Origin of the sequence: Bacillus sp. B19-2 (genome assembly GCF_022832475.1) — a bacterium.
GTDB lineage: Bacteria > Bacillota > Bacilli > Bacillales > Bacillaceae > Bacillus > Bacillus paralicheniformis.
On record NZ_JALHKQ010000003.1, the window covers coordinates 247,677 to 261,598 of the forward strand.

Here is a 13,922-nt window from a genome sequence, read left to right on the forward strand (position 1 = left end):
CTCATGCTGCTCTAGTATAATAGTGTGGTTGAGGGGTGAATTTATGTTAGCGTCAAAAATGCGTTGGGACGTGCAAACGCCCGACAAAGAAAAGGTGGAGCAGCTAGCCGGAAGTTTAGGCATTACTCCCCTTGCCGCCTCATTGCTTGTCATGAGAGGTTACGATACAGCCGACAAAGCAGCTTCATTTTTAAATGGCAAGGATGCTGTTTTTCACGATCCTTATCTGCTGAAAGATATGGAAAAAGCTGTACAGCGAATCAAACAGGCAATTTCAGATCAAGAAAAGATTATGATTTACGGCGATTATGATGCGGACGGTGTGACAAGCACGACTGTCCTTTTGCAAATGTTGAAAAAATGTTCAGCACAAGCCGATTTTTATATACCTGACCGCTTTAAAGAAGGGTACGGCCCGAATGAAGCGGCCTTTCGCGGGATCAAAGAATCAGGCTATTCATTGATCATCACAGTTGACACAGGCATTGCCGCCGTTCATGAAGCTGAAGTCGCTAAAGAGCTTGGCGTCGATCTGATCATTACGGATCACCATGAGCCGGGCCCCGTTTTGCCGGATGCCTATGCGATCATTCATCCGAAGCAGCCGGACTGCGGCTATCCATTTAAAGAGCTTGCAGGCGTCGGTGTCGCATTTAAGCTTGCCCACGCCTTGAACGGAGAGCTCCCGGAAGATTTGCTCGACCTTTGTGCGATCGGCACGATTGCCGATCTTGTGCCGCTCCATGATGAAAACAGGCAGATTGCCAAGCGCGGCATGGAACAGTTCAGGAAAACGAAGCGCCCCGGATTAAAAGCGCTGACCAAAATTGCCGGAGCGGAGATACATAGTGCGGATGAAGAGACCATCGGTTTTCAAATCGCGCCCCGCTTAAACGCGGTCGGCAGAATTGAACAGGCTGACCCGGCCGTTTACCTCCTGAACACAGAAGACGAAACAGAAGCGGAAGAGCTTGCCGAAGACATCAACGCCTTGAACAAGGAGCGCCAAAAAATCGTCAATCAGATGACAGAGGAAGCCGTTCAGATGATCGAGGAGGAAGGCCTTGACCAGCCGGTGATCGTCGCGGCGCGGCCGGGCTGGAATCCCGGTGTCGTCGGAATCGTCGCTTCAAAGCTTGTCGAGCGCTATTACAGGCCAGCCATCGTTCTCGGCATCGATGAAGAAAAAGGCATTGCCAAAGGATCTGCGCGCAGCATCAAAGGATTTGATTTATTTCAAAACCTCTCGGAGTGCCGGGATATTCTCCCGCACTTCGGCGGCCACCCGATGGCAGCTGGAATGACGCTCAACCTGGAAGATGTTTCGGCACTGAGGGAGAGAATCAACCGTCAGGCTGAAGCGGTTCTGACCGAGGAAGATTTTATTCCCGTCCAAGACGTCGATTTGTGCTGCCGGCTCGAAGATATCACGGTTGACAGCATTGCCGAAATGAACATGCTGGCGCCGTTCGGCACGGGAAATCCGAAGCCGTTCGTTCTTGTCAGCGACGTTAAAATTGATGATTCCAGGAAAATCGGCGCCAACAAGAATCACTTGAAGCTTGTGCTGGCAGACGGCGAGAACAAGCTCGATTGCATCGGATTTTATAAAGGCGCCATTGAAGACGGGATCGTTCCCGGGGCAAAGATCTCGATTGTCGGGGAACTGTCGATTAACGAGTGGAACAACAGAAAAAAACCGCAGCTGATGATCAAAGATGCGGCCGTCAATGAATGGCAGCTGTTTGATCTGCGGGGAAAACGGTCATGGGAAGAAAAAATATTGCAGCTGGACCCTGCAAAACGGGCGTGCATCTGCTTCCGCGAGGAAACAAAAGCGAAGCTTGCGGGGACAGGCCTTGAAGAAGAGCTGACCGTCATCAGCGGCCCTGAAGAGGCAGAGCGTCTCGACCTTGAGAGCCGCTATGCGGTATTTATAGATATTCCGCCGTCGCTCGACATTTTTGACCAGGTGATAAAAGGTGAAAAACTGGAGCGCATTTATCTGATTTTTTATCAATCAGATGAACATTTTTTCTCAACATTTCCAACAAGGGAATACTTTAAATGGTACTATGCTTTCCTCCTGAAAAGAGGTTCTTTTGACTTGCCGAAATACGGCGGGGAGCTTGCCAGACATAAAGGCTGGACAAAAGACACAATTGATTTTATGACAAAGGTGTTTTTTGAGCTCGGTTTTGTTACAATAGAGAATGGTGTTTTATCTGTTGTTTATCATGCCGAAAAGCGCGATCTGACAGATTCTGAAACCTACCGGGAAAAACAGCGCCTGATTGAATTGGAGCAAAAGCTCATTTATTCTTCGGCGGATGAGCTTAAACAGTGGCTGGATAAGCGGATGGCGGAAAACGCCGTCGCTTATAAAGTATGAGGAGGACATGAAGACAGATGGATTTGAAGAAGTATGTGACAATTGTGCCGGATTACCCGAAGGAAGGCGTACAATTTAAAGATATTACAACATTGATGGACAAAGGCGACGTCTATCGCTACGCGACAGATCAAATTGTAACGTATGCGAAAGAAAAACAGATCGATCTTGTCGTGGGACCTGAAGCGAGAGGATTTATCATCGGCTGCCCTGTCGCATATTCGCTTGGGGTAGGATTTGCGCCTGTCCGCAAAGAAGGCAAACTGCCGCGCGAAGTCATCAAAGTCGACTACGGATTGGAATATGGAAAAGATGTCCTGACCATCCATAAAGACGCCATTAAACCGGGGCAGCGCGTCTTGATCACTGACGACCTGCTTGCAACCGGCGGAACGATCGAAGCAACGATCAAGCTGGTTGAAGAGCTCGGCGGCGTCGTAGCCGGAATCGCTTTCCTGATCGAGCTGACATATCTTGAAGGAAGAAATAAACTGGACGGATATGATATTTTAACCTTGATGCAATACTAAACAAAATTTATACTATAAAAAGCACTCATCAAAAGCGGGTGCTTTTTTTCCTATTCATATAGTATTCCGGGACCGGCAAAAGTCCTTTTAAATTTCTTCTCTTTACATCTGTGACATTTTTCTTGATAATAATTACAATACAGTTTTCAATTATAAAAAAGGTGATTCCATGGCGAACGAACAAGTATTAACCGCTGAGCAAGTCATTGAGAAGGCGAAAAGTTACCTTTCCGATGAACATGTTGCTTTTATAAAAAAGGCTTATCAGTACGCGGAAGACGCACATCGCGAACAATACCGCAAATCGGGCGAGCCGTATATTATCCATCCGATCCAGGTCGCGGGTATCCTCGTCGATTTGGAAATGGACCCTGCCACTATAGCGGGAGGATTTCTCCATGATGTGGTGGAAGATACGAGCGTAACGCTTGAAGATTTAAAGGAAGCATTCAACGAAGAAGTTGCAATGCTTGTCGACGGCGTCACGAAGCTCGGGAAAATTAAATATAAATCACAGGAAGAACAGCAGGCAGAAAATCATCGGAAAATGTTTGTGGCTATGGCTCAGGACATCCGCGTCATTTTGATCAAGCTGGCGGACCGCCTTCACAACATGAGAACCTTGAAGCATCTGCCGCAGGAAAAGCAGCGCAGAATTTCAAATGAGACGCTTGAAATATTTGCTCCGCTGGCTCATCGCCTTGGGATTTCAAAAATAAAGTGGGAGCTTGAGGATACCGCTTTACGGTATTTAAATCCCCAGCAATATTACCGGATCGTCAATTTGATGAAGAAAAAGCGGGCCGAAAGGGAATTGTACGTCGACGAGGTCGTAAACGAAGTGAAAAGCCGCGTCGAAGAGGTCAATATTAAAGCGGACTTTTCCGGCCGGCCGAAGCACATTTACAGCATCTACAGAAAAATGGCGATGCAAAATAAGCAATTCAACGAAATTTACGACTTGCTCGCAGTCCGCATCCTCGTCAACAGCATCAAGGACTGCTACGCGGTTCTAGGCATCATTCATACGTGCTGGAAGCCGATGCCGGGCAGATTTAAAGACTATATCGCAATGCCGAAGCCGAACATGTACCAGTCGCTCCACACCACCGTCATCGGTCCGAAAGGGGATCCGCTGGAAGTCCAGATCAGGACGTTTGAAATGCACGAAATTGCCGAATACGGAATCGCGGCCCACTGGGCTTACAAAGAAGGCAAAAATGTCAATGAAGATTCAAGCTTTGATAAAAAGCTTTCCTGGTTCCGCGAAATTTTGGAATTCCAAAATGAGTCGAGCGATGCCGAAGAATTTATGGAATCTCTAAAAATCGATTTGTTTTCCGACATGGTGTTTGTTTTTACGCCGAAAGGAGACGTCATTGAATTGCCGTCAGGCTCCGTGCCGATCGACTTTTCGTACCGGATCCATTCAGAAATAGGCAATAAAACGATCGGGGCGAAAGTAAACGGCAAAATGGTCACGCTTGATTACAAGCTGAGGACAGGGGATATCGTAGAAATTCTGACGTCCAAGCATTCGTACGGTCCGAGCCAGGACTGGATCAACCTTGCGCAGACATCACAGGCTAAGCATAAAATCCGCCAGTTCTTTAAAAAGCAGCGCAGAGAAGAAAACGTCGAAAAAGGCAGAGAACTGGTTGAAAAAGAAATTAAAAACCTGGACTTTGAAGTGAAGGACGTCTTAACAGTCGAGAATCTGCAGAAAGTCGCCGACAAATTCAATTTTGCCAATGAAGAAGACATGTATGCCGCAGTCGGCTATAACGGCATTACAGCCCTTCAAGTTGCAAACCGTCTGACGGAAAAAGAACGGAAAATCAGAGATCAGGAAGAACAGGTGAAAAGCGTTCAAGACGTAACGCCTGAACCGAAACCTTACCAGGGGAAAAAACGCGAAGCGGGCGTTCGCGTCAAAGGTGTTGACAACCTTCTGATCAGACTGTCAAAATGCTGCAACCCCGTTCCGGGAGATCCGATCGTCGGATTCATTACAAAAGGCCGCGGTGTATCCGTCCATCGCGAGGACTGCCCGAATGTTTTAACTAATGAAGCGCTCGACCGGCTGATTCAAGTAGAATGGGAGCATGAGCCGCAGACGCAGCGGAGAAAAGAATATAACGTCGAAATCGAAATTCTCGGCTATGACCGCCGCGGCCTTCTTAATGAAGTTCTTCAGGCCGTTAATGAGACAAAAACGAATATTTCATCTGTCTCAGGTAAATCTGACCGCAATAAAGTGGCGACGATCCATATGGCCATCTTCATTCAAAATATTAATCATTTGCATAAAGTGGTTGAACGGATCAAACAGATCAAAGATATTTACTCCGTCCGCAGGGTGATGAATTAGGAGGAAAAGCGTCATGAGATTAGTTGTTCAGCGCGTCACAGATGCAAGCGTTTCGGTAGGAGGCGAGACTGTCGGTCAAATCGGTCTCGGCTTGATGGTGCTTGTCGGCGTGACGCATGAAGATACGAGCGAAGATGCCGCATATTTGGCGGAAAAGCTAGTCAATCTGCGAATTTTTGAAGATGAAGGCGAAAAGATGAACCTGTCGCTTTTAGATGTCGGAGGCTCCGTTTTATCGGTTTCTCAGTTTACCTTGTACGGCGATACGAAAAAAGGGAGACGGCCGAATTTTACAAAAGCGGCAAAGCCCGATCAGGCGCTTCAGTTGTACGAGGAGTGGAACAGCATGCTTCGCGCAAAAGGCGTCGCTGTCGAAACGGGAAGATTTGGCGAAATGATGGATGTCAAGCTGACAAATTCGGGCCCCGTCACCTTTATTATGGATTCTAAAGCTTAAAAAAGCTCCCATTTGGGAGCTTTTTTATATTAGTCAAAATAGTTTTCCAGGCCGCTTCTGATGCCGTCTGTCACTCTTTCTCTGTAAGCGTTCGTGCTGACAACCGCTTCTTCTTGAGGGTGGCTCAAGTAGCCGAGTTCAAACAATGCGGCCGGCTGTTTATTTTCTCTTAATACGAAGTAGTCCCCGAATAATACGCCGCGGCTTGGCAGAGGCGAGTGTTTTTCGATCTCGGACTGCACGTCTGCTGCGAGCTTCCGGTCTTTGGACGGGCTGTAGTAATAAGCGGTATTTCCCCTTACGGACGCGTTTGCAAAACTATCATAATGAATGCTGATAAAAGCGTCGGCGTTTCGGTAATGAGAGGTCGCGACCCGCGACTGAAGGCTGACGAAAGAATCGTCATTCCGCGTCATATAGACGTTGACGCCATCGGCTCTCAGTTTCGCGGCAAGAAGCGTTGCCGTTTTGATGGTCAGCCGTTTTTCCAGCGTCCCTTGCGTTCCGATTGTCCCGCTGTCATGTCCGCCGTGTCCGGCATCGATGACAACCGTTTTGTTTTTGATTGTGCCGCTCGCACTCGACCGCTTTGCCAAAGGCGGTGCTTCGTTTTTTGAATCTCCGGCTGAGCCTGACTGGTCAGCGGTCTGGACGACCCAGTTTGCCACATAGGCGGAATCGCCGTTTGACAGTTTGATTTCATACCAGTCGCCTTTTGCAGAGACGATCGGGTAAGATTCGCCTTTCCCCGCGCGCTTGACGATCGCTGAGGATGTCGAAGGCCCGCTTCTAACATTTGTGCCTTCATACACGATGATGGCCTGCTGTTTTGACCCGGAGCCGCTGTTTGTTTCCGAAGTTCCGCTTTTCTGTTTGGTTCCTTCGAGAATATAGTGGCTTGCGACCCAGCCCTTTTGACCATTAAACTCGATTTCATACCAGCCGTGCTGTTCGTTTAAAATCGCCACACTTGCATTCCGTTGGAGCGTGGCAATAATCCGTCCTTGATGGGAAGCTGTGCTTCTGACATTTAAGGTGGATACGCCGACCGTTCCTGATTTTGTTGATGAAGCATGTGATGAAGACGATTGAGACTGTTTCGCGCCGGAACCTTGATTGACATAGTCTGAATGGACCCAGCCAGTGATGTTCTGATAGGAAATCTTCATCCATTTTCCGTCGGTCTTTAGCAGGTCAGCCTGTTCTCCTTCAGGGAATACGCCTTGAACTTCATATGAAGTGCCGGGGCCTTTTCTGATTCTCAGGTTTGCTTCGGAAGATGTGACTTTTCCCGCCGCTGAATCAGAGCCGTTGGAGACTTGGCTTTTTTTCTTGATCAGCCAGGATACGACCCATCCTTTTCGTCCGCCGTTCAGCTGGATCTGAACCCAATCCCCGCGCTCTTCGAGAATCGGATAGCTTTCATTCCGGCTGACGACGCTGACGATTTCATGGCTCAGTCCGGGCCCGCTCCTGACATTGATTTCATCGGTGGCAATCACGGCTTCCCCGATGGCTGCAGAAGCTGTGTTTGACGATGTATAAAAGGCTGCTTGTGCTGCCAGCATCATCGAGAGGATCAATACGGTTCTTTTTTTCATATTGTTACCCATCTCCTCCTTTCGGTAAAAAACTTGAAACACTACTTCTTCTTCTATATCGTATATTCCTTGCCGTTTTTTTAATAAAATGAAAATGATTTGTTTATACTATAGAAAAAAGATATCAAAAGGATGTTGCTGCATGAGGTATAATCAAAGAATGGGCAGAGCGATCCATGAGCAAGATGCGAATCTGCATCTAAAGGATCATGCGGACCCGGAGCAGGCCGGCTTTATGGAAGAAACGGCGACTGAGCTGGGGCTTGCGTCCAAAGAATCAATTCAGAATAAAAAGAACCGCAAATAGGGTTGACATGCACACTTAACACTCGTATTATAATATAAATTAGTGTACATATGAGTTGAACTGAAGATGGAGAATAGTAGGCAAGAGTACGTGAAAAGAGAGGAACCGCCCTGGGCTGAAAGCGGTCTGCATGGTATCTTGACTGAATGAACACTCCGAAGGTTTCCCGCTGAAAGCCCGGCAGAGCATGCGAGCAATTAGGCGGCGGACGTGAACCTGCGTTAAAGGCATGAGCGGGAACGGGTTGATCGTTCCAACTAGGGTGGCACCACGGGTATAACTCTCGTCCCTACTATTGGTTTTATAGTAGGTTCGGGGGTTTTTTTATTTCCATAAATGAAAAAAAGCATTTAAGTCATGAGGAGGATTTAAAAATGGGATTTAATATTCCAAGGGGAACACAAGATATTCTCCCAGGAGAATCGGAACGCTGGCAATACGTCGAAAAGATTGCGAGAGAAACGTGTCATGCGTATCAATATAAAGAAATCCGGACGCCTATTTTTGAACATACAGAACTATTTTCCCGCGGGGTGGGAGAATCGACTGATATCGTACAAAAGGAAATGTATACATTCGCAGACAAAAAAGGAAGAAGCCTGACGCTTCGCCCTGAAGGCACTGCATCTGCAGTACGCTCTTTTGTGGAAAACAAACTTTTTGCTAATCCGGTTCAGCCGACGAAACTTTACTACATCGGACCGATGTTCCGCTATGAAAGGCCGCAGACGGGCCGCTACCGCCAATTTTATCAATTCGGCATCGAAGCGATCGGTTCGAACGACCCGGCGATTGACGCAGAAGTCATTGCCTTGGCGATGAGCGTGTACCGGAAAGCGGGTCTCAGCAATTTGAAGCTGGTCATTAACAGCCTCGGCGACAAAGAGAGCCGAACCGCTCACAGAGAAGCGCTGATCCGTCACTTTGAGCCGAGGATCGACGAGTTTTGTTCAGACTGTCAAACACGGCTCCGGCAAAATCCGCTGCGGATTCTGGACTGCAAAAAAGACAGGGATCATGAACTGCTGAAAACGGCTCCTTCGATTCTTGACTACTTAAATGAAGAATCCAAAGCCTATTTTGCGAAAGTGCAGCAATATTTGGCCGGCATCGGCATTGCGTTTGAGGTCGATCCGAATCTGGTGAGAGGGCTTGACTATTACAATCACACGGCATTTGAAATCATGAGCAATGCCGAAGGCTTCGGAGCGATTACGACGCTTGCTGGCGGAGGGCGCTATGACGGCCTTACCGAGGAGTTCGGCGGACCGAAAGCGCCTGGCATCGGCTTTGCGATGAGCATCGAACGCCTTCTCGCCGCACTGGACGCGGAAAATGTGAAAGTCGGAGCGGATGAAGGCATTGACTGCTATATCGTGACACTTGGCGACAAAGCCAAAGACTATTCTGTATCCCTCCTTTATAAATTGAGAGAAGCAGGGATTTCCGCCGAAATCGACTATGAACAGAAAAAAATGAAAGGCCAGTTTAAATCGGCCGACCGTCTCAATGCGAAATATATCGCTGTTTTGGGCGAGGATGAACTGAACCAAAATCAGATAAATGTCAAAGATGCGAAAACAGGAGATCAACAGGCCATCGGCCTTGATGAATTCATCCGTTTCTTGAAAACAAACACTGAAAGTTAAAGGAGAGGACCGCTTTGTTTGGACGAACATATTATTGTGGCGAAATAACGGAGAAGGCGATCGGAGAATCCATCGTTTTAAAAGGATGGGTTCAAAAAAGACGCGATCTCGGAGGCTTGATTTTTATTGACTTGAGAGACCGCACCGGCATTGTGCAGGTTGTATTTAACCCCGACGTTTCCAAAGCTGCCCTTGAAACAGCTGAAAGCATCCGCAGTGAATATGTGCTTGACATTACAGGAAAAGTCGTTGCCCGTGAAGAAGCAACAGTCAATCCGAACTTGAAAACCGGAAGAATCGAAATCCAGGCGGAATCGGTCAATGTGCTGAGTGCGGCCAAAACGCCGCCTTTTGCGATCAGCGACCAGGCTTCAGAAGTGTCTGAAGACATCAGGTTGAAGCACCGCTATCTCGACTTGCGCCGTCCGGAGATGTTCAACACCTTAAAAATGCGGCATAATGTTACAAAAGCCGTCCGCAGCTTCCTTGACGACAACGGCTTTATCGATATTGAAACACCAGTGTTGACAAAAAAAACGCCTGAAGGAGCGCGCGACTATCTCGTACCGAGCCGTGTCCATGAAGGCGAATTTTACGCGCTGCCGCAGTCTCCGCAGCTTTTCAAGCAGCTGTTGATGGTATCCGGCTTTGACCGCTATTATCAAATCGCCCGCTGCTTCAGGGACGAAGATTTGCGCGCCGACCGCCAGCCGGAATTTACGCAGATCGATATCGAAATGTCATTTATGAGCCAGGAAGACATCATGAAGCTCGCTGAAGAAATGATGGCGAAAGTCATGCTCGAAACGCACGGTGTGGACATTTCCCTGCCGCTGCCGCGAATGTCTTATCAGGATGCGATGAATCTTTACGGATCCGACAAACCGGATACCCGCTTTGACATGCTGTTGACCGATGTATCAGAAAGCGTAAAGGATTCCGATTTTAAAGTGTTTGCGTCAGCTGTGGCAAACGGAGGCGCCGTTAAAGCGATAAATGTTAAAGGCGCTGCATCTAAATATTCGCGGAAAGACATTGACGCACTTGGCGAATTCGCAGCAAACTACGGGGCGAAAGGGCTGGCATGGCTGAAAGCCGAAGCGGACGGACTGAAAGGCCCGATTGCGAAGTTCTTCCAGGACGAAAAACAGCAGGCGCTCATTGAAACGCTTGACGCCAAAGAAGGGGATCTCATCCTCTTTGTCGCAGACCGGCTGGAAGTCGCCAATGACGCGCTCGGCGCGCTGCGCTTAAAGCTCGGAAAAGAATTGAATCTGATCGATGAAAGCTTGTTCAACTTTTTATGGGTCATTGATTGGCCGCTTCTTGAGTATGATTCAGAAGAAGGACGTTTCTATGCTGCGCACCATCCGTTCACGATGCCTGTCCGGGAAGACCTTGATCTGGTCGACACGAATCCGGAAGACATGAAAGCGCAAGCCTATGATCTTGTCTTAAACGGCTATGAGCTGGGCGGCGGATCGATCCGTATTTTTGAAAAAGATGTTCAGGAGAAAATGTTTGCGCTTCTGGGCTTATCTGAGGAAGAGACGAAAGAACAGTTCGGCTTCCTGCTTGAAGCGTTTGAATACGGGGCTCCCCCGCACGGCGGAATCGCGCTCGGCCTTGACCGGCTTGTGATGCTGCTCAGCGGCCGCACCAACCTGAGAGATACGATTGCATTCCCGAAAACGGCAAGCGCAAGCTGTCTGTTGATGGAAGCACCTAGCGAAGTGGACAGCGCCCAGCTCGATGAGCTGCACCTGTCAATCAACCGCAAAGTTCGACAGTAAATTGTAAAATATACGGCTGTACATCCCATTGAAAATCAAAGGGACGTATGATATCATTTTTAACAAATAAAGTCCTGATGTGTTTGTTGTACACCTAGTTTTGACCGAACATTTTTTTACTTGGGAGTTCGACGTTTCCAAATGGAGCAAATGCCTCTTATCACTCGTGTGCTCAGGAGGACTTGCAAAGTTTGGAACAGAACACCCACCTGCCGAGAGCGGGATCAAAACGAAGGAATACGACAACGGCACAATCGGGACTTTTTTGTGCTTGAAAAGGCCTTTTTCGGCCATACATAGGATAATCTATGAGGCGAAGCGAAAAAATATGACGGGAAAATGAAATAGACCGCTTGTTTAATCACCCGATTATGATAAGATACTATCGGTAACTGTTAATAAAGATGGAGTGAGATTCTTGTTACATCAGTTTTCGCGCAATGAATTAGCGATTGGAAAAGAAGGTTTAAATATTTTAAAAAACAGCACGGTCGCCGTTTTAGGCGTCGGCGGGGTCGGCTCTTTCGCCGCGGAAGCGCTCGCCCGTTCTGGTGTCGGCAGAATCGTGATGGTCGATAAAGATGATGTTGACATCACGAATGTCAACCGTCAGCTGCCGGCTTTACTTTCAACGGTCGGACAGCCGAAAGTTGACTTAATGAAAGAGAGAATCGCCGATATTAACCCGGAGTGCGATGTCGTCGCTCTAAAAATGTTCTATACCGAAGAGACGTATGAACAGTTTTTTGCATATGAACCGGATTATGTGATCGACGCGTCAGACACGATTCATTATAAAATCCACTTAATGAAAGAGTGCCTGAAGCGGGACATCAACATCATTTCAAGCATGGGAGCGGCCAATAAAACAGATCCGACAAGGTTCCAAGTGGCCGATATTTCTAAAACCCACACTGATCCGATTGCCAAAGTCATCAGGACGAGGCTGCGCAAGGAAGGCATTACGAAAGGCGTTAAAGTCGTCTTTTCTGACGAAAGCCCGATCGTGATCCGCGAAGACGTACGCCAAGTCGTCGGAAATGACGAGGCGAAAATCCGCAAAGCGCAGATGCCGCCGTCTTCAAACGCTTTTGTTCCGTCAGTCGCAGGCTTGATCATGGGCGGCCATGTGATCATGGAGCTTTTGAAAGATATTCCGATCAAAAGGGTGAAAGATAAGTAATACAAAAACGACGGCAAAGGTGCTGTCGTTTATGATTGTTGGCAAAATCCCAAAACTAAAAGTCGTTTTGGGATTTTGTCATTCTTTAAAGCTTAGTGTAAAGAAAAACAGCCTGTCCCCCATATGAAAAGGGAACAGGCTGTTTATTATTTTTGTTTCATCAGCTTGTCATATACTTGTTTCAGCGCGAGCTCAAATTTTCCTGTCTGCTTCGGCTGATAGTAAACTTTGTTTTTCAGCGGATCAGGCAGATACTGCTGTTTGACCCAGCCGTTCTCGTAATTGTGCGGATATTTGTATTCGACGCCTCTGCCAAGCTCTGCGGCTCCTTTATAGTGGGCGTCTTTTAAATGGTTCGGCACATCGCCGATCTTTCCGGAGCGGACGTCTGCCAGCGCTTCGTCAACCGCAAGGATCGCCGAGTTCGATTTAGGGGACAGGCAAAGCTCGATCACGGCGTTGGCGAGCGGAATCCTTGCCTCCGGAAATCCGATTCGTTCCGCCGTTTGAATGGCTTGAAGCGTTCTTCCTCCAGCCTGCGGACTCGCCAGGCCGACATCTTCATAGGCGATAACAAGCAGCCTCCGTGCAAGGCTTTCCAAATCCCCTGCTTCAATGAGCCTTGCCAGGTAATGAAGTGCAGCATTGACATCAGAGCCTCGAATCGATTTTTGGAAAGCGGAAATGACATCATAATGCGCGTCTCCATCTTTGTCGTGGACAAAGCTTTTTTTCTGCAGGCATTCTTCTGCGATTTCCAATGTAATGCGGAAGGTTCCTTCGCTGTTTTCCTTTGTGGACAATACGGCAAGCTCGAGCGCATTCAAAGCCGAGCGGACATCGCCGCCGCAGCTGCGGGCCAAATGGTCAAGCGCTTCATCATCGAGGGCAACATCATACGAACCAAGGCCTCTGTGTTCATCCTCAAGCGCCCGTTTAATGGCCGCTTTGATTTGTTCAGAGTCTAATGGTTGCAGCTCGAATATCTGCGTTCTGCTTCTGATCGCCGGATTGATCGCATGGTACGGGTTGGCTGTCGTCGCCCCGATCATGATAATCATACCGTTTTCCAAATACGGAAGGAGAAAGTCCTGCTTGCCTTTGTCAAGCCGGTGCACCTCATCAAGAATTAAGATGACCTGCCCCGACATTTTGGCTTCGGCGGCAACGGCTTCCATGTCCTTTTTATTATTGATGACTGCGTTCAGCTTTCGGAAAGCGATGCTTGTACTGCCGGCAATCGCCGTGGCGATCGACGTTTTGCCGATGCCCGGGGGGCCGTACAGAATCATCGATGAGAGGTGTTTGGCCTGCACCATCCGATGAATGATCTTTCCTTCTCCGACCAGATGATCCTGGCCGAGAACCTCTTCGATTTTTGTAGGGCGCATTCGAAATGCGAGTGGTTTCATGATTGATCTCTCCCGAATGTATTCTTTTTATAGAGTAACGGAAAAAAGACGATTAGAAAAGAAATGAATATGGCAAGCTGAATATAGGGCCGAAAATGAAAGTTTATATAAAGTGTGCTATAATAACCTGTAATCTATCAGAAGGGCAAGGCCGGAACCTTGCCCCAACCGAGTTTTTAATATATAACAGATGTTTGAAACCGACAGCCGGCTTGCACCGGTGTTTC

10 protein-coding genes, 1 other RNA gene and 1 other annotated feature are annotated in these 13,922 nt (G+C 48.0%); of the genes, 9 read left to right on the plus strand and 2 right to left on the minus strand.

Going from position 1 to position 13,922, the window contains the following annotated elements; genetic code table 11:
- The first annotated feature begins 43 nt into the window (after positions 1-43).
- From recJ to dtd, 4 genes are all read left to right on the plus strand, one after another.
- Complete coding sequence (gene recJ / locus MST20_RS13615; RefSeq protein WP_243942852.1) at positions 44-2,392, plus strand: single-stranded-DNA-specific exonuclease RecJ; 2,349 nt, start codon at positions 44-46, stop codon at positions 2,390-2,392.
- 17 nt (positions 2,393-2,409) lie between these two features.
- Positions 2,410-2,922: an adenine phosphoribosyltransferase gene (locus MST20_RS13620; RefSeq protein WP_154995795.1), complete on the plus strand. Its 513-nt coding sequence runs from the start codon at positions 2,410-2,412 to the stop codon at positions 2,920-2,922.
- A gap of 169 nt (positions 2,923-3,091) precedes the next feature.
- Positions 3,092-5,293 (plus strand): RelA/SpoT family protein, encoded by a 2,202-nt coding sequence (locus MST20_RS13625; protein WP_243942854.1) that lies wholly within the window; start codon positions 3,092-3,094, stop codon positions 5,291-5,293.
- A 13-nt stretch (positions 5,294-5,306) separates the two neighbouring features.
- Positions 5,307-5,750: a D-aminoacyl-tRNA deacylase gene (gene dtd, locus MST20_RS13630; RefSeq protein ID WP_020452409.1), complete on the plus strand. Its 444-nt coding sequence runs from the start codon at positions 5,307-5,309 to the stop codon at positions 5,748-5,750.
- A gap of 29 nt (positions 5,751-5,779) precedes the next feature.
- Here the strand turns inward: dtd and MST20_RS13635 are convergent, their stop codons facing one another.
- Positions 5,780-7,351, minus strand: a complete 1,572-nt coding sequence (locus tag MST20_RS13635) for an N-acetylmuramoyl-L-alanine amidase family protein (protein WP_243942856.1) — start codon at positions 7,349-7,351, stop codon at positions 5,780-5,782.
- Positions 7,352-7,493: 142 nt separating this feature from the next.
- Between MST20_RS13635 and MST20_RS13640 the strand changes: the two genes are divergently transcribed.
- The 5 genes from MST20_RS13640 to MST20_RS13660 all read left to right on the plus strand — a co-directional run bounded on the left by MST20_RS13640 (position 7,494) and on the right by MST20_RS13660 (position 12,283).
- The gene (locus MST20_RS13640; RefSeq protein ID WP_023855388.1) at positions 7,494-7,658 is read left to right on the plus strand and encodes a YrzK family protein; all 165 of its coding nucleotides are present in this window, start codon (positions 7,494-7,496) and stop codon (positions 7,656-7,658) included.
- Between the two features lie 54 nt (positions 7,659-7,712).
- Positions 7,713-7,952 (plus strand) — a binding site (T-box leader).
- Between the two features lie 80 nt (positions 7,953-8,032).
- Positions 8,033-9,307: a histidine--tRNA ligase gene (gene hisS, locus MST20_RS13645; protein ID WP_243942858.1), complete on the plus strand. Its 1,275-nt coding sequence runs from the start codon at positions 8,033-8,035 to the stop codon at positions 9,305-9,307.
- A gap of 14 nt (positions 9,308-9,321) precedes the next feature.
- Positions 9,322-11,100 carry an aspartate--tRNA ligase gene (aspS, locus tag MST20_RS13650; RefSeq protein WP_243942859.1) on the plus strand — a complete coding sequence of 593 codons (1,779 nt, stop codon included), beginning with the start codon at positions 9,322-9,324 and terminating at the stop codon, positions 11,098-11,100.
- 68 nt (positions 11,101-11,168) lie between these two features.
- Positions 11,169-11,365, plus strand: a non-coding RNA gene (gene ssrS / locus MST20_RS13655) — 6S RNA.
- A 153-nt stretch (positions 11,366-11,518) separates the two neighbouring features.
- Positions 11,519-12,283 carry a tRNA threonylcarbamoyladenosine dehydratase gene (locus MST20_RS13660; RefSeq protein ID WP_243942861.1) on the plus strand — a complete coding sequence of 255 codons (765 nt, stop codon included), beginning with the start codon at positions 11,519-11,521 and terminating at the stop codon, positions 12,281-12,283.
- Positions 12,284-12,429: 146 nt separating this feature from the next.
- Here MST20_RS13660 and MST20_RS13665 read toward each other — a convergent pair whose 3' ends face one another.
- Positions 12,430-13,695: a replication-associated recombination protein A gene (locus MST20_RS13665; RefSeq protein ID WP_243942863.1), complete on the minus strand. Its 1,266-nt coding sequence runs from the start codon at positions 13,693-13,695 to the stop codon at positions 12,430-12,432.
- Positions 13,696-13,922 lie beyond the last annotated feature (227 nt).

Excerpts from the sequence above, each read along its gene's own strand:
- MST20_RS13640 (WP_023855388.1), top strand. The coding sequence starts at position 7,494 with ATGAGGTATAATCAAAGAATGGGCAGAGCGATCCATGAGCAAGATGCG.
- MST20_RS13635 (WP_243942856.1), bottom strand. The coding sequence starts at position 7,351 with ATGAAAAAAAGAACCGTATTGATCCTCTCGATGATGCTGGCAGCACAA.
- dtd (WP_020452409.1), top strand. The coding sequence starts at position 5,307 with ATGAGATTAGTTGTTCAGCGCGTCACAGATGCAAGCGTTTCGGTAGGA.
- MST20_RS13665 (WP_243942863.1), bottom strand. The coding sequence starts at position 13,695 with ATGAAACCACTCGCATTTCGAATGCGCCCTACAAAAATCGAAGAGGTT.
- MST20_RS13620 (WP_154995795.1), top strand. The coding sequence starts at position 2,410 with ATGGATTTGAAGAAGTATGTGACAATTGTGCCGGATTACCCGAAGGAA.
- MST20_RS13625 (WP_243942854.1), top strand. The coding sequence starts at position 3,092 with ATGGCGAACGAACAAGTATTAACCGCTGAGCAAGTCATTGAGAAGGCG.
- hisS (WP_243942858.1), top strand. The coding sequence starts at position 8,033 with ATGGGATTTAATATTCCAAGGGGAACACAAGATATTCTCCCAGGAGAA.
- recJ (WP_243942852.1), top strand. The coding sequence starts at position 44 with ATGTTAGCGTCAAAAATGCGTTGGGACGTGCAAACGCCCGACAAAGAA.